Origin of the sequence: Streptomyces sioyaensis, from assembly GCF_004122735.1 — a bacterium.
Classification (GTDB): domain Bacteria; phylum Actinomycetota; class Actinomycetes; order Streptomycetales; family Streptomycetaceae; genus Streptomyces; species Streptomyces sioyaensis.
Genome location: NZ_SDIF01000054.1, coordinates 1 through 15140 on the forward strand (window position 1 = coordinate 1; position 15140 = coordinate 15140).

At 72.3% G+C, this 15140-nt stretch carries 9 protein-coding genes; 4 read left to right on the forward strand and 5 right to left on the reverse strand.

The features are described from left to right. The first annotated feature begins 713 nt into the window (after positions 1 to 713). The gene (locus EST54_RS19255; RefSeq protein WP_129248879.1) at positions 714 to 1505 is read left to right on the forward strand and encodes a metal-dependent hydrolase; all 792 of its coding nucleotides are present in this window, start codon (positions 714 to 716) and stop codon (positions 1503 to 1505) included. A gap of 290 nt (positions 1506 to 1795) precedes the next feature. Here the strand turns inward: EST54_RS19255 and EST54_RS19260 are convergent, their stop codons facing one another. Both EST54_RS19260 and EST54_RS19265 read right to left on the reverse strand, forming a co-directional pair. Then, positions 1796 to 3577: an ABC transporter ATP-binding protein gene (locus EST54_RS19260; protein WP_129248880.1), complete on the reverse strand. Its 1782-nt coding sequence runs from the start codon at positions 3575 to 3577 to the stop codon at positions 1796 to 1798. Continuing rightward, positions 3574 to 5373, reverse strand: coding sequence for an ABC transporter transmembrane domain-containing protein (locus tag EST54_RS19265; RefSeq protein ID WP_129248881.1), 1800 nt, complete (start codon positions 5371 to 5373; stop codon positions 3574 to 3576). Before EST54_RS19265 ends, EST54_RS19260 begins: the two co-directional genes overlap by 4 nt. 226 nt (positions 5374 to 5599) lie before the next feature. Between EST54_RS19265 and EST54_RS19270 the strand changes: the two genes are divergently transcribed. Beyond that, a complete protein-coding gene (locus tag EST54_RS19270; protein ID WP_167511572.1) occupies positions 5600 to 6364 on the forward strand; it encodes a hypothetical protein in 765 nt (254 codons plus the stop codon). A 113-nt stretch (positions 6365 to 6477) separates the two neighbouring features. Here EST54_RS19270 and EST54_RS19275 read toward each other — a convergent pair whose 3' ends face one another. Then, positions 6478 to 7902: a Gfo/Idh/MocA family protein gene (locus EST54_RS19275; RefSeq protein WP_129248882.1), complete on the reverse strand. Its 1425-nt coding sequence runs from the start codon at positions 7900 to 7902 to the stop codon at positions 6478 to 6480. A gap of 330 nt (positions 7903 to 8232) precedes the next feature. Between EST54_RS19275 and EST54_RS19280 the strand changes: the two genes are divergently transcribed. After that, positions 8233 to 9603, forward strand: coding sequence for an alpha-amylase (locus EST54_RS19280; protein ID WP_129248883.1), 1371 nt, complete (start codon positions 8233 to 8235; stop codon positions 9601 to 9603). An 11-nt stretch (positions 9604 to 9614) separates the two neighbouring features. Here EST54_RS19280 and EST54_RS19285 read toward each other — a convergent pair whose 3' ends face one another. Both EST54_RS19285 and EST54_RS19290 read right to left on the reverse strand, forming a co-directional pair. Further along, a complete protein-coding gene (locus EST54_RS19285) occupies positions 9615 to 12578 on the reverse strand; it encodes an FAD-binding and (Fe-S)-binding domain-containing protein (RefSeq protein ID WP_129248884.1) in 2964 nt (987 codons plus the stop codon). Positions 12579 to 12610: 32 nt separating this feature from the next. Beyond that, entirely contained in the window at positions 12611 to 13069 is a 459-nt protein-coding gene (locus EST54_RS19290; RefSeq protein ID WP_129248885.1) for a MarR family winged helix-turn-helix transcriptional regulator, read from the reverse strand. A 126-nt stretch (positions 13070 to 13195) separates the two neighbouring features. On the opposite strand from EST54_RS19290, the gene EST54_RS19295 reads away from it, so the two are divergent. Beyond that, positions 13196 to 15013, forward strand: a complete 1818-nt coding sequence (locus EST54_RS19295; RefSeq protein WP_129248886.1) for an ABC transporter ATP-binding protein — start codon at positions 13196 to 13198, stop codon at positions 15011 to 15013. The last annotated feature ends 127 nt before the right edge of the window (positions 15014 to 15140 follow it).

The window sequence follows — 15140 nt, forward strand, 5'->3', positions numbered from 1 at the left end:
CCACGGTACGCCGCTACGTCGGTGACCTGATCCGCCGTCACCGCCCCGATACGCCCCTCCGGCACCCCTGAGCTGCACAAAAGCCCGCCTCCGCAACTCAGGCCACAGAACGGTGCGGCTCGACACCCTCACGTTCCGTACCAGGACGTGGACGCATCGTCGCCACCGACGGTCACCCGCCGCGCCCCGGCCGGTCGACACGTGGCAGACATCACGCACCGCATGCGACACACACCCCCGGCGGAGAAAACACCCACCTTGATCAACGCCCGCCCACCCTGACGCCCGCCCATCCTGAGGGGCGTCGGCACTGACGGGCGTCGGCACTGATGGTCATCCGCGCTGATGGTCATCCGCACTGACGGGCGTCGGCACTGATGGTCATCCGCACTGATCGACATCCCCAAGGCCGTCCTCCCCGACCAAGGCCGCGCCCTATCCAACCAAGGGCCGCCCTCCCGCCCTGTCCGAAGCGCCGGTGTTGCTCTCGTCCCTCGTCGTTCCCCGTTCGGAACGCCGGTGTCGCTGTCGTCCCCCGTCATCCACTCTCGCCCGTCCCCCTGCAACCTGACGCCCCACCCCAACCGCCCAGGGAGATCATCTGACGCTACGCTGAGTCGCCGAACGGGCGTCAGGGGCGCAGCTCAAGGGGCGCGCGAGGCACTTGGGGCGCGCAGGAGACGACGCGCAAGAGAAGAGGGTGGGAGCACATCATGATGGGACCGGCGCACTCGCTGTCCGGGGCCGCGGCCTGGCTGGGGGTGGGTGCGGGGGCCGCTGCCGCCGGGTATCCGATGCCCTGGCCGGTGCTCGTCTGCGGAGCGCTGATCTGTGCCGGAGCGGCGCTGGCCCCGGACCTCGACCACAAGTCCGCGACCATCTCGCGGGCCTTCGGTCCGCTCTCGCGGATTCTGTGCGAAGTGGTCGACGCCCTCTCGCATGCCGTCTACAAGGCGACCAAGATGCGCGGTGATTCGAACCGCAACGGCGGGCACCGGACGCTCACCCACACCTGGCTGTGGGCCGTGCTGGTCGGCGGCGGGATGTCGCTGCTGGCGATGCAGGGCGGCCGCTGGGCGGTGCTCGGCATCCTCTTCGTCCATATGGTGCTCGCCATCGAGGGGCTGCTGTGGCGGGCGGCGCGGGTCTCCAGCGATGTGCTGGTGTGGCTGCTGGGCGCTGCCGCGGCCTGGATCCTGGGCGGCATTCTCGACCAGCCGGGCAACGGCGCGAGTTGGCTGTTCACCGAGCCGGGACAGCAGTACCTCTGGCTGGGCCTGCCGGTCGTCCTGGGCGCGCTGGTCCATGACATCGGTGACGCCCTGACGGTCTCGGGCTGTCCCGTCCTGTGGCCGATTCCGATAGGCCGGAAGCGCTGGTACCCCGTCGGCCCGCCTCAGGCCATCCGCTTCAAGGCGGGCAGCTGGGTGGAGTTGAAGGTGCTGATGCCGGCGTTCATGCTGCTGGGCGGCCTCGGCGGGCTGGGCGCACTCGGCTATATCTGACGTGCCCGGCGAGCCGCCCGAGGACCGACGTGGACACGCGGAGACGGCGGCGGTGCGGGAGGCCCCGGCCCCGTAGCCCGCACCGTCATCAGCCCGCGGCAAGCCGAAGGCTGATGCGGAGTCGGCGGTAGGCGCGGGGCCCCCGTCGCCCGCACCCGCATCACCCTACGGCGGCCGAGGGCCGACGCGGAGACGTGGAGACGGGCAGACGTGGAGACGGTGAGACGAGCAGACGGGAAGATGGGCAGACGGCGGGCAGGGTGCGCGAACACCCGCCGCCCGCACCCGCATCAGCCGTGCCAAGACCGCCAGAGTGCCGCGTAGGCGCCCTCGGCGGCGACCAGTTCGTCGTGGCTGCCCAGTTCGCTGATCCGGCCGTCCTCGACGACCGCGATCACATCGGCATCGTGCGCGGTGTGCAGCCGGTGCGCGATCGCCACCACCGTACGGCCGTCCAGCACCCTGCCCAGCGAACGCTCCAGATGGCGGGCCGCCCGAGGGTCGATCAGGGACGTCGCCTCGTCCAGGACGAGGGTGTGCGGATCGGCGAGGACCAGCCGGGCCAGCGCGATCTGCTGCGCCTGGGCAGGGGTCAGCGCATGGCCGCCGGAGCCGACCTCGGTGTCCAGCCCCTCGTCCAGGGCCCGTGCCCAGCCGTCGGCGTCCACCGCGCCGAGTGCGGCCCACAGTTCGGCCTCGCCCGCCGTGGCCCGCGCCAGCCGGAGATTGTCGCGCAGTGAGCCCACGAAGACATGGTGTTCCTGGTTGACCAGCGCCACCTGCTCGCGGATCCGCTCGGCCGGCATCGCGGAGAGCTCGGCCCCGCCGAGGGTGACGGTGCCGGTGCGGGGCCCGTAGATACCGGCCAGCAGCCGGCCCAGCGTCGATTTGCCCGCGCCGGACGGCCCCACCAGCGCCAGCCGGCTCCCGGGACGGATCCGCAACGAGACCTCGCGCAGCACGTCCACGTCCGCGCGGTAGCCGAAGCTGACCCGGTCGGCGTGCACGTCCCGGCCGTCGGGGAACCGCTCCGGATCCGCGGCCTCCGGTTCGATCTCCCGGACGCCGACGAGCCGCGCGATGGACACCTGGGCCACCTGCAGTTCGTCGTACCACCGCAGGATCATGCCGACCGGCTCGATCATCATCTGCGACAGCAACGCCCCCGTCGTCAGCTGCCCCGGAGTGATCCAGCCGCCGATGACGAACGCCCCGCCCAGCAGCAACACCGCGCCCAGCAGCAGCACATGGGTGAGGTCGACGACCGGGAAGAGCACCGAGCGCAGAAAGAGTGTGTAGCGCTCCCACCGGGTCCATTCCTGGATCCGGCGCTCCGAGAGTGCGATGCGGCGGGCGCCCAGCCGGTGTGCCTCGACCGTCCGCCCCGCGTCCACGGACTCGGTGAGCACGGCGGACACCGCGGCGTAGCCGGCCGCCTCCGAGCGATAGGCGCTCGGTGCCCGCTTGAAGTACCAGCGGCAGCCGACGATCAGCAGCGGCAGCGCGAGTACGACGGCCAGAGCGAGCGGCGGCGCGGTCACGGTGATCCCGCCGAGCAGCAGCGCCACCCACACCACGCCGATGGCCAGCTGCGGCACCGCCTCGCGCATCGCGCTGGAGAGCCGGTCGATGTCGGTGGTGATCCGCGACAGCAGATCGCCGGTGCCGGCCCGTTCCAGGACGCCCGGCGGCAGCGCCACGGACCGTACGAGGAAGTCCTCGCGCAGGTCCGCCAGCATCCGCTCGCCGAGCATCGCCCCGCGCAGCCGGACCATCCGGACGAACGCCGTCTGGACGCCAAGCGCGAGGGCGAACAGCGCCAGGGTCCATTCCAGCTGGAGGTTGCGGTCGTCCGTGGACAGCTTCTCCACGACTCCGCCGAGCAGGTACGGGCCGGCCATGGAAGCGGTCACCGCGGCCGCGTTCACCGCGACCAGCACGGTGAACGCCCTGCGGTGACGGCGGATCAGGTCACCGACGTAGCGGCGTACCGTGGCCGGTGAGCCGACGGGCAGGGTGGTGAGGGTCTGCGGGGCGTCCGGATCGTGTTCCGGGGGCGCCGGCCCGATCATGCTCTCTCCTCGGTCTGGCCGGCCGACATCGCCGGCTCGGGGTCGGGTGCGCGGGTGACGACCGCGCGATAGGCGGAGTGCTGCAGCAGCAGTTCGCGGTGGGTGGCCCGGGCGGCGACCTTGCCCTCCTGGAGGAACACCACCTGGTCGGCCCGGTCCAGCAGGAGCGGACTGGAGGTGAGGACGACCGTCGTGCGTCCGCTCCGCAGGTCCCGCAGCCCCTCCGCGATCCGGGCCTCGGTGTGTGCGTCGACGGCGCTGGTCGGCTCGTCCAGCACCAGTACCTCCGGGTCGGTGACCAGTGATCTGGCCAGCGCCAGCCGCTGGCGCTGCCCGCCGGACAGGGACCGGCCGCGCTCGGTGATGTGGGCGCGCATCGGGTCGCCCGAGTCGTCGGCGGACGCCTGGGCCAGCGCGGTCAGTACGTCGCCGCACTCCGCCGCGGCCAGTGCCGCCGCCGCGCCCACCCGCCCGGAGGCCGGTACGTCGAGCAGCTCGCCGAGCGTGCCGGAGAGCAGCATCGGGTCCTTGTCCTGGACGAGTACGGCACGGCGGGCGGCCTCGCGCGGCAGATCGTCCAGCGGGGTGCCGCCGAGGACGACGGACGGCGGACCGCCGGGCCCGCTGCCGTCGTCCGCCGACGGCGGGTGCCCGCCGAGGTGTTCGGCGAGCCGGCCCGCCGCGTCGGGGTCGCCGCAGACCACCGCGGTCAGCCGGCCGGCCGCTGCGGTCAGACCGCTGACCGGGTCGTGCAGATCGCCGGTGGGCGCCGCCGTCCGGTCCCCGGCCAGCCCGCCGGCCGGACGCCGCTGGGCCAGTACGCGGGCCGTGCGGTTCGCCGACGGCTTGGCGAAGGCATAGGCCTGCGCGATCTCTTCGAAGTGCCGGAGCGGGAAGAGCAGAAAGGTGACCGCGCTGTAGAGGGCGACGAGATCGCCGACGGCGATCGCGCCGTCGAGGGCGAGCCGGGCGCCGTACCAGACCACCGCGAGCAGCAGCAGGCCCGGCAGCAGTACCTGGACGGCCGCGATCAGCGACCACATCCGGGCGCTGCGGACAGCGGCCCTGCGTACCTCCTGGGAGGCGCTGCGGTAGCGGCCGAGGAAGAGTTCCTCACCGCCGATGCCGCGCAGCACGCGCAGCCCGGCGACGGTGTCGGAGGCCAGCTCGGTGGCCCGGCCGGCCTTGTCGCGCTGGGCGTCGGCGCGCCGGATGGCGGGCGGCAGCAACGGCAGTACGGCCAGCGCCAGTACGGGGACGCCCAGCGCGACCAGCACACCCAGCGCCGGCTGGTAGCAGACGAGGGCGACACACACGCCGACCGTGGTCAGGGCCGCCGCGCCGAACCGGGAGAGCGCTTCGACGAACCAGCCGATCTTCTCCAGGTCGCCGGTGCTGACGGCGGCGATCTCGCCGGCCGCCACCCGCCGGGTCATGGCGGAGCCCAGTTCCGTGGTTTTGCGGGCGAGCAGCTGCTGCATCCGGGCGACGGCGGTGATCCAGTTGGTGACCGCGGCGCGGTGCAGCATCACCCCGCCGACCGCGATCAACAGACCCAGGGCCAGGACCAGACCGCCGGCCAGGAGCATCCGGCGGCCGTCGCGGTCCACCACTGCCTGCACGGCGAGGCCGACCGGCAGCGGGGAGGCGGCGATGGCGCCGATGTTCAGCAGCCCCCAGGCGAGGGCCGACAGCTGTCCGCCGAGTTGCTGTGCGCAGAGCCAGCGGAGGAAGGCGCCGCCCGTACGGACGTCCGGGACGCCCGGATCGGGATGCGGAAGGTCGCGAATATGCATGATGTCCCAGGCGAAGTCGTGGTGGGGCCGATGGCGGCAGGCCTCCCGGCAAGGCGAAGTGCCCCGCGCCAAGTCGTGTCGCGGACGGAGGTTCTGGAAGGTTGGACGGTCGGGAGGTCTGATTTCAAACGGTTTTTCCGCTGTGGCCCCTTGTTTCGGACAATCGTGTGGTGGTCCGCGCCTCGGCGGGCGGGTGCCGGAGGTGCGCGCACCCGGCGGTGCGAGCATGGGGGCCATGCGAACAGCGGGCAGTGCGAGGCGGATGGCGGCGGTGGCCGCTGCGGGGCTGGTCCTTCTGGCGGGCTGCGGCGGCAGCGGGGGCGGCGAACGGGGCGACGGCAAGGGCGACGGCGTGGGCAAGGGGGCGCGCCCCGGCGGCCCGGCCCGCGGGGCGTCGGCCACCACCCACCTCACGCACATCCCCGAGGTCGGCGCCGCACTGCGGTCACGGATCCCCGCCGACTCCCGTCAGGTCGTCGCGGTCTACGGGGACGGCGTGAACTCCGCCGACGCCACCGTCGTCCTCTACGAGAAGGGCGCCAAGGGATGGGACCAAAAGGGGCGTTGGGCTGCGCACAACGGCCGGCGCGGCTGGACGGTGAACCACCACGAAGGGGACAAGCGCAGCCCGGTCGGGGTGTTCACGCTGACCGATGCGGGCGGTGTGCTCGCCGACCCCGGCGCCAAGCTGCCCTATACGCACTCCGCGGCGTTCACCCCGCCGTCGTACTGGTCCAAGAACACCCGCCACGACTTCGACTATGTCGTCGCGATCAACTACAACCGCGTCAAGGGGACCTCTCCGCTCGACCCGGCCCGTCCGCAGGGGCAGTCCAAGGGGGGCGGGGTCTGGCTGCACATGGACCACGGCAGCGGCACCTCCGCCTGCGTCAGCGTGCCGAAGTCCGGGATGCAGGCGCTGCTGCGCGCCCTCGACCCGGCCCGGAACCCGGTGGTGGTCATGGGGGACAAGGCGCACCTGGCGGCCTGAACGGACGCGGTGCGCCGCACGCGCGGCCGGCGGGAGGACGGCGCCGGGCGCGGCTTCCGCCGGCCGACGCGGGGCCCGGCGGAGGCACCGTCCGCCGGGCCCGTGCCGAGCTCCTACTCCTCGGGCTTCTGTGAATCCATCCCCGGACGGGCCTGCTTCCACCGTCCACGGGTGAAGTCGGGGATCTCCTGCGGGGCGCCCTTCGCCTTGATCGAGAGGTCGCTCAGCGGTACCGGCGCGGTCCAGGTCGCCGCGTCATAGACGTCGAAGTCCGGTACGAGGCCGAGCCGCATGCACTGCATCAGCCGGAAGACCAGCATGTAGTCCATGCCGCCGTGTCCGCCGGGCGGGTTGGCGTGCTCCTTCCAGAGCCAGTGGTCCCACTCCGCGTACTTGCCGAAGTCGCCCCACTGATCGTTGCTCTGGTCCGGCTCCAGATAGATCCGCTCGGGGTAGTCCTCGAAGAGGCCCTTGGTGCCGCCGAGGCTGTTGATGCGGCTGTAGGGGTGCGGGGTGGAGACGTCGTGCTCCAGCCGGATCACCCGTCCCTTGGCGGTCTGGACGAGGCTGATCGTCCGGTCGCTCTCGATGTACGACTCCTTCCAGCTGGGGTCGTCGGCGGGCATGTGCTCCTTGCGGTACGCGGCGAGGCCGAAGGAGGGGGTGCCGAAGCTGGAGATGCGGACGGCGCGGTCCCCGCGGTTGATGTCCATGTAGTTGGCGACCGGGCCGAAGCCGTGGTTGGGGTAGAGGTCACCGCGCAGCCGGGTGTGCCAGAGCCGGCGCCAGGGCCCTTCGTAGTACTTCGGGTCGAACATCAGGCCGCGCAGATCGTGGATGTACGCGCCGGCGCCGTGCAGCAGATCGCCGAACAGCCCGGCGTGCGCCATCCGCAGCACCCGCATCTCGTTTCTGCCGTAACAGCAGTTCTCCAGCTGCATGCAGTGTCTGCGGGTCCGCTCGGAGAGGTCGACCAGCTGCCACAGCTGGTCCAGGCGCAGCGCGATCGGGCACTCCACGCCCACGTGCTTGCCGTTGCGCAGCGCCGTCTTCGCCATCTCGAAGTGCCAGTCCCAGGGCGTGGCCGCGTAGACGAAGTCGAGGTCACCGCGCGCGCAGAGGTTCTCGAAGTCGTGGTCGCCGTTGGTGTAGACGGCGGGCGCGGGCTGCCCCGCGGCGGTGACCTTCTTGGCGGCCTTGGCGGTCTTGTCCTTCACCGGGTCGCACAGCGCGACGACCTGCACGCCCGGCACCGCGAGAAACAGGTCGATCATGCTGCCGCCGCGGTTTCCGAGGCCGATGATGCCGACGCGTACGGTGCTGCGCCGCTCGAACGGCACCCCGATCATGGTCTTGCCCTTGGCCTCGGGTGCGGCGGCGGAGCCGGCCGTCCCGGGCGCGGCCGCCACGGCCTGGCCGGACGACAGGCCGCCGAGCCCCAGCCCGGCCCCCGCCGCACCGGCGGTCCAGAGGACCGAACGGCGGCTCGGGCCGGGCTCGTTGTGGTCGTCGTGGTTCTGCGATGGCGCCTCGTTCATCGATCCTCCAGGGAGCGGTGGTGTACCGGGGCATACGTGAACCTCGGTCAGGACCCTGTCGGCCGGTGGGCCGGGGCACAAGAGGGCCAAGGGGACTCTTGTCGCGACACGCTTGGATTCTCGGCCGCACCGCGGGACCCTCCGGGCACGGTCGGATGTCGCACCGTCAGCTCCTTTCGCAAGGGCCTGAAAAGCCTTGCGGAAAGCCTTGACGTGTCCACGCGGCAAACGGCAGGCTCCGGTACACCATCCCCCCAGGGCGGCCCGGCGCGTGGCTGCACTCGTGGGCGCGGTGTGCCCTGCCGCGCCCCATGACCAAGGAGCCGCAAGATGCAGCAACGTTCCCGTGTGCTGGGCGGGGCGCTGGCCGGCGTGCTGGCCGCAGCCGGCCTCGCCACCGTCGCGCCGTGGCCCTCCCAGGCCATCCCACCAGGTGAAAAGACCGTCACCGCCACGCTGTTCGAGTGGAAGTACGCGGACGTCGCCAAGGCCTGTACGGACCAGCTCGGCCCGGCCGGCTACGGCTATGTCGAGGTCTCGCCGGCCACCGAGCACATCAAGGGCGACCAGTGGTGGACCTCGTACCAGCCCGTCAGCTACAAGATCGCTGGACGGCTGGGCGACCGCAACGCCTTCGCCTCGATGGTCCGCACCTGCCACGGCGCGGGCGTCAAGGTCATCGCCGACGCCGTCATCAACCACATGGCCGCGGGGGCCGGCACGGGCACCGGCGGCACGCGGTACACCAAGTACCACTACCCCGGCGTCTATCAGGACCAGGACTTCCACGGCTGCCGCAAGAGCATCTCCGACTACGGCAACCGCACCGACGTCCAGACCTGCGAACTGGTGGGCCTGGCCGACCTCGACACGGGCAGCGAGTACGTCCGCACCACCATCGCCAAGTACCTCGACGGCCTGCGGTCGATGGGGGTGGACGGCTTCCGGGTGGACGCCGCCAAGCACATCTCCGCCACCGACCTCGCCGCCGTCAAAGGCAGGATGCGCGACCCCGGTTACTGGGTGCAGGAGGTCATCTACGGTGCCGGCGAGGCGGTGCAGCCCGAGGAGTACACCGGCACCGGTGACGTGGACGAATTCCGTTACGGCAGCCACCTCAAGAGCGCCTTCCAGGGCGGCAACCTCGCCGGGCTCAAGGCCGTCGCGGACGGCAAGCTCGGCGGCGACAAGGCCCGTACCTTCGTCGACAACTGGGACACCGAGCGCAACGGCTCGACGCTCACCTACAAGGACGGCGCGGCCTACACCCTCGCCAACGTCTTCATGCTGGCCTCGCCCTACGGCTCACCGAACGTCTACTCCGGCTACGAGTGGTCCGACAAGGACGCCGGACCGCCCAGCGGCAGCGGCGGCTGGACCCGCGAGCACGCCAAGCAGGAGATCACCGGGATGGTCGGGTTCCGCAACGCGGTGGGCGCCGCCCCGCTGACCGACTGGTGGGACAACGGGAGCAGCGCGATCGCCTTCGGCCGCGGCGGCAAGGGATTCGTCGCGCTCAACAACGGCGCGGGGGAGCTCACCCAGACCTTCGCGACCTCGCTGCCCGGCGGTACGTACTGCGATGTCGTGGCCGCCGCACCGTCCTCGTGCTACGGCCACACGGTCACCGTCGGAGACGACGGGAAGGTCCGGCTGACCGTCCCGGCGAAGCGGGCGGTGGCGCTGCTGCCGGTGCGCTGAGCGCGCCGTTCTCATCCGCCGGACGGGCCCGGGTGCCCGTCCGGCGGGCCGGGCCGCGTGGCCCACTCCAGCGCCAGCAGGACCGACCGATAACCGGGGTGTCCGGTCGCCTGGTCCATCCCGATCTCGCACATCCGGTTCGCCGACAGATACGCGTCGAAGCGCCGCCCGGTCACCTCGGCCGCCTCCTTCGCGGTGGCCGACTCCGTCAGCTCCCGGTGCAGCATCCCGCGGTCGCCGGCGAAGGCGCAGCAGCCCGCGTCGTCCGGCACCACCACCTCCCGCGCACCCGCCTCGGCCACCTCACGCAGCTGCTTCTCGTCGCCCAGGTGCGCCATGGCGCAGGTGGGATGGAGCACCGCGGAACCGGCCGTGCGCACCACCGCCAGATGCGGCAGCAGATGTTCGGCGGCCCAGACGACCGAGTCGACGACGGTCAGGCCGTCGTGCAGCGCACGGTTGGCCGGCGTCAGATACGGCACGACCTCGCGGGCCAGGCCCAGGGTGCACGAGGAGGCGTCCACCACCAGCGGCAGTCTGCCGCCCGCCGTCCACCCCCAGGCCGCCTCCACGATGCGGTTGGCCATCACCGCGGTCCCGCGCCGGTATCCCTTGGACTGCCAGATAGTCGCGCAGCAGGTCCCGGCCACGTCCGGCGGGATCCACACCGGCCGGCCCGCCCGCTGCGACACCGCCACCATCGCCTCCGGCAACGACGGCCCCCGGTACCCGGCGGGCCCGCCGAAGATCCGGTTCACACACGCCGGGTAGTAGACCGCGGCCGCTCCCACCCGCCGGGTCCCGGGCGGCCTGCGGGCCGCCGGACCGGGCATTCGCGGCAGCCACTCGGGCACCAGATCCGGGCGGACGGCCCGGCGGGCGGCGCCGGTGACCGCGGTCAGCACGCGGTCGTCGAGCCGGCCCGCTGCCGCCACCGCCAGCCGGGCCAGCCGCTCGACGGCCCGGAAGTGCCGGGCGGCGCCGGCGGCGACCGACTCCTCGCGCGCGGTGTGCCGTTGGTGGCGGAAGTCCTTCATCAGGGCGCCGGTGTCGATCCCCACCGGACAGTCCAGGGCGCAGGTGGAGTCACCGGCGCAGGTGTCCACCGCGTCGTAGCCGTAGGAGTCCAGCAGCGCGGTGGTGACCGGGGAGCCGGCCGGCTGCCGCAGCATTTCGCGGCGCAGCACGATCCGCTGGCGCGGGGTGGTGGTCAGGTCCGCGCTGGGGCAGGTCGGTTCGCAGAAGCCGCATTCGATGCACGGGTCGGCCGCGGCCTCGATCCCGGGGAGGGTCTTCAGCCCGCGCAGATGCGCCCGCGGGTCGCGGTCGAGCAGGACCCGCGGGGCCAGCACGCCCCACGGGTCCACCAGTTCCTTGATCCGCCACATCAACTCCGTGGCCCGCGGGCCCCATTCGAGGGCGAGAAACGGCGTCATGTTCCGGCCGGTGGCGTGCTCCGCCTTCAGCGACCCGTCGAAACGCTCCACGACCAGCCGGCAGAATTCCGCCATGAACGCGGCATAGCGCGCCACGTCGTCCGGCTTGGCCGCTTCGAAGGCGAGCAGGAAGTGCAGATTGCCGTGGGCGGCATGGCCGGCGACCGCGGTGTCAAAGCCGTGCCGGGACTGCAGTTCCAGCAGCGCCGTGCAGGCGTCCGCGAGCCGGGCCGGCGGCACCGCGAAGTCCTCGGTGATCAGCGTCGTACCGGGCGGCCGGGATCCGCCGACCGCCGTGACGAACGCCTTGCGGGCCTTCCAGTAGCCGCCGAGGACCGCCGGATCCCGGGTGAAGTCGTTGCTGACCGACGCCACCGGCCGGACCAGCTCCAGCTCCGTCAGTACCGCCCTGCCGGCCCGCTCGTACGCGTCGAGAGCGGCCTCGTCGGGCGCGCGGAACTCCACCAGCAGCGCGGTGGTCTCCTGCGGCAGCCCCGCCCAGTCGGCGGGCACCCCGGCCACCCGCACCGAGGCGCGCAGCGTATTGCCGTCCATCAGCTCCACGGCCCGCGCGCCCGCCTCGTTGAACCGCGGCACGGCCGCGGCCGCCGCGCGCAGCGTCGGGAAGAACAGCAGCGCCCCGGCGGTGTGCCGGTCCAGGGGCAGGGTGTCGAAGACGGTTTCGGCGAGGAAGCCGAGGGTGCCCTCGGAGCCGACCATCAGCCCGCGCAGGATCTGCACGGGTGTCGCACCGTCGAGGAAGGCGTCCAGGCGGTAGCCGTTGGTGTTCTTGATCTCGTACTTGGCGCGGATCCTGGCCACGAGTTCCACATCCGCCTCGATCTCCGCCCTCAGCGCCAGCAGGCCCGCGCACAGCGCCGGTTCGGCGCGCGCCAGCCGGGCATCGGCGTCCGGCCGCGCGGTGTCGACGACCGTGCCCGACGGCAGGACGACGGTGAGCGAGGCCAGCGTCCGGTAGGAGTTGCGGGTGGTGCCGGCCGTCATGCCGGAGGCGTTGTTGGCGACCACACCGCCCAGGGTGCAGGCCAGGGCGCTGGCCGGATCGGGCCCGAGCAGCCGGCCGTGGCGGGCCAGCGCGGCGTTGGCACGCAGCACGGTGGTGCCCGGCCGGATCCGCGCGCGGGCGCCGTCGTCCAGCACCTCGATCCCGGACCAGTGCCGGCGTACCTCGACGAGGATGTCCTCGCCCTGGGCCTGGCCGTTGAGCGAGGTTCCGGCGGCCCGGAAGACGACGTGGCGGCCCTGGTCCCGGGCGTAGGCGAGGACCGCGGAGACGTCGTCGACGTTCTCGGCCACCACCACGGCCTGGGGGACGAAGCGGTACGGGCTGGCGTCGGAGGCATGGCGGACCAGGTCGGAGATCGTGTGGCGCACTTTCTCCGCACCGAGCAGGGCGATCAGGTCGGCACGCAGCCGCTCGGGGGTACCCGCCGCCCGCCGGCCGGGCACCCGGTCGGGTGCGGCACCGGGGGCGGCGGCGGGCCGCAGGGACGCGGGATCCGGCTCCAGCAGGGGCATGGCGGCACTCCTCCGGTTGACTCCGCGTCAGCTCAATGCGGTGCACCCGGCCCGTCGACCAGGGTGGACAGCAGACCGCCGAGGACCTCACGCTGATCGGCGGTCAGGGGTGCCAGGATCTCCTCCGCCGCGGCCCGCCGGGCGCTGCGCAACGCCCGCAGGGTGGACCGGCCGGTGTCGGTCAGCTCGATGCGGACCACCCGACGGTTGGCCGGATCGGGCACCCGGCGCACCGCGCCGTTCGCCTCCAGCGCGTCCACCAGCGTCGTCACCGCGCGCGGGACGACCTCCAGCCGCTCGGCGAGGTCGGCCATCCGCGGTGGGGTGTCGCGGTAGTGGCCGACGATCCGCAGCAGCCGGGACTGCGCCGGCGTGAAGGCGATGTCCAGGTGCTCCAGATGGTGCTTCTGGGCGCGGTGCATCCGGCGGGTCAGCCGAACCAACTGCTCGGCGAGGTTCGAGGTGCTGACCGTCGGCTCGGGGGAGGGCATACCGCGAGGATAGCGGATATCAGGACCAGGCTCATTGTGAGTATAGGTAACAATGAGCTAAGCTCCACGACGCTTGCCTCCGGCCGGTCCCGGCCGGCATGTCCCACACCCCTCCCGAAGGAGCCCATGCACCGCGACGATCCCCAGTGGACCCCACCGCCCAAGGACCCCGACGAACCGGTCCCGTTGCGGCGGATCCTCGCCCTCTTCCGCCCCTACCGCGGCCGGCTGACCCTCGTCGGCCTGCTCGTCGGCGCCTCCTCGCTGGTGTCGGTGGCCTCCCCGTTCCTCCTCAGGGAGATCCTGGACGTGGCCATCCCGGGCCGGCGCACCGGACTGCTCACCCTGCTCGCCCTCGGCATGATCGCCACCGCGATCACCACCAGCGTCTTCGGCGTCCTGCAGACCCTGGTGTCCACCACCGTCGGCCAGCGCGTCATGCATGATCTGCGCACCGCCGTCTACGCCAAGCTCCAGCGGATGCCGCTGGCCTTCTTCACCCGCACCCGCACCGGCGAGGTCCAGTCCCGGATCGCCAACGACATCGGCGGGATGCAGGCGACGGTCACCTCCACCGCCACTTCCCTGGTCTCCAACCTGACCTCGGTCATCGCCACCGTCTGCGCCATGGTCGCCCTCGACTGGCGGCTGACCGTCGTCTCCCTGCTGCTGCTTCCGCTCTTCGTCTGGATCAGCCGCCGGGTCGGCAAGGAACGCAAGAAGATCACCTCCACCCGCCAGAAGCAGATGGCCGCGATGTCCGCGATGGTCACCGAGTCCCTCTCGGTCAGCGGCATCCTCCTGGGCCGCACCATGGGCCGCGCCGACTCCCTCACCCAGAGCTTCGCCGACGAGTCCGAGCGCCTGGTCGGTCTGGAGGTCCGCGCCAACATGGCGGGCCGCTGGCGGATGGCCACCATCGGCATCGTCATGGCCGCCATGCCCGCGCTGATCTACTGGTCGGCCGGACTCGTCCTCCAGCTCGGCGGCCCCGCCTTCTCCCTGGGCACCCTGGTCGCCTTCGTCTCGCTCCAGCAGGGCCTGCTGCGGCCCACCGTCTCCCTGCTCTCCACCGGCGTGCAGATGCAGACCTCGCTCGCGCTCTTCCAGCGCATCTTCGAGTACCTCGATCTGCCGGTGGCCATCACCGAGCCCGCCGAGCCGGTCCGGATCGCGGCCCCGCGGGGGGAAATCCGCTTCGAGAACGTCATGTTCCGCTACGACCCGGACGCCGCCCCCACCCTCGACGGCATCGACCTGACCGTCCCCGCCGGCGGCAGCCTCGCCGTCGTCGGACCGACCGGCAGCGGCAAGAGCACGTTGAGCTACCTCGTGCCGCGGCTCTACGACGTGACCGGCGGCCGCGTCACCCTCGACGGCACCGACGTCCGCGACCTCGACTTCGACACCCTCGCCCGCGCGGTCGGCGTGGTCTCCCAGGAGACCTACCTCTTCCACGCCTCGGTCGCCGACAACCTCCGCTTCGCCAAGCCGGACGCCACCGACGACGAGATCGAACGCGCCGCCCGGGCCGCCCAGATCCACGACCACATCGCCGCCCTCCCCGACGGCTACGACACCCTCGTCGGCGAGCGGGGCCACCGCTTCTCCGGCGGCGAGAAACAGCGCCTCGCCATTGCCCGGACCATCCTGCGCGACCCGCCCGTCCTCGTCCTGGACGAGGCGACCAGTGCCCTGGACACCCACACCGAACACGCCGTACAGCAGGCCATCGACGAGCTGTCCGCGGGCCGCACCACCCTCACCATCGCCCATCGCCTCTCCACGGTCCGCGACGCCGACCAGATCGTGGTGCTGGACGCCGGCCGGATCGCCGAGCGCGGCACCCACGACGAACTGCTCGCCGCCGAGGGGCGCTATGCGGCGCTGGTACGGCGTGACGCACACCTCACCCCGGCCGGGGAGCAGATCATGGCCCCGTAAGTGACCCACGGGTAAGGTCGGAGGCGCGGCGGCCAGTTCAGTGGTCGGGGTGGCCGCCGCATCCTCTTCCCGGGGCTGTCGAGAGGGCGCGCGACCGGCGGCAGCGCCCTGCTGACGGGGTGGGCCC

What these genes read in the sequence shown, in the direction of transcription:
- EST54_RS19255 (WP_129248879.1), top strand. Translation starts at nt 714, where the DNA reads ATGATGGGACCGGCGCACTCGCTGTCCGGGGCCGCGGCCTGGCTGGGG.
- EST54_RS19275 (WP_129248882.1), bottom strand. Translation starts at nt 7,902, where the DNA reads ATGAACGAGGCGCCATCGCAGAACCACGACGACCACAACGAGCCCGGC.
- EST54_RS19260 (WP_129248880.1), bottom strand. Translation starts at nt 3,577, where the DNA reads ATGATCGGGCCGGCGCCCCCGGAACACGATCCGGACGCCCCGCAGACC.
- EST54_RS19295 (WP_129248886.1), top strand. Translation starts at nt 13,196, where the DNA reads ATGCACCGCGACGATCCCCAGTGGACCCCACCGCCCAAGGACCCCGAC.
- EST54_RS19270 (WP_167511572.1), top strand. Translation starts at nt 5,600, where the DNA reads ATGGGGGCCATGCGAACAGCGGGCAGTGCGAGGCGGATGGCGGCGGTG.
- EST54_RS19265 (WP_129248881.1), bottom strand. Translation starts at nt 5,373, where the DNA reads ATGCATATTCGCGACCTTCCGCATCCCGATCCGGGCGTCCCGGACGTC.
- EST54_RS19290 (WP_129248885.1), bottom strand. Translation starts at nt 13,069, where the DNA reads ATGCCCTCCCCCGAGCCGACGGTCAGCACCTCGAACCTCGCCGAGCAG.
- EST54_RS19280 (WP_129248883.1), top strand. Translation starts at nt 8,233, where the DNA reads ATGCAGCAACGTTCCCGTGTGCTGGGCGGGGCGCTGGCCGGCGTGCTG.
- EST54_RS19285 (WP_129248884.1), bottom strand. Translation starts at nt 12,578, where the DNA reads ATGCCCCTGCTGGAGCCGGATCCCGCGTCCCTGCGGCCCGCCGCCGCC.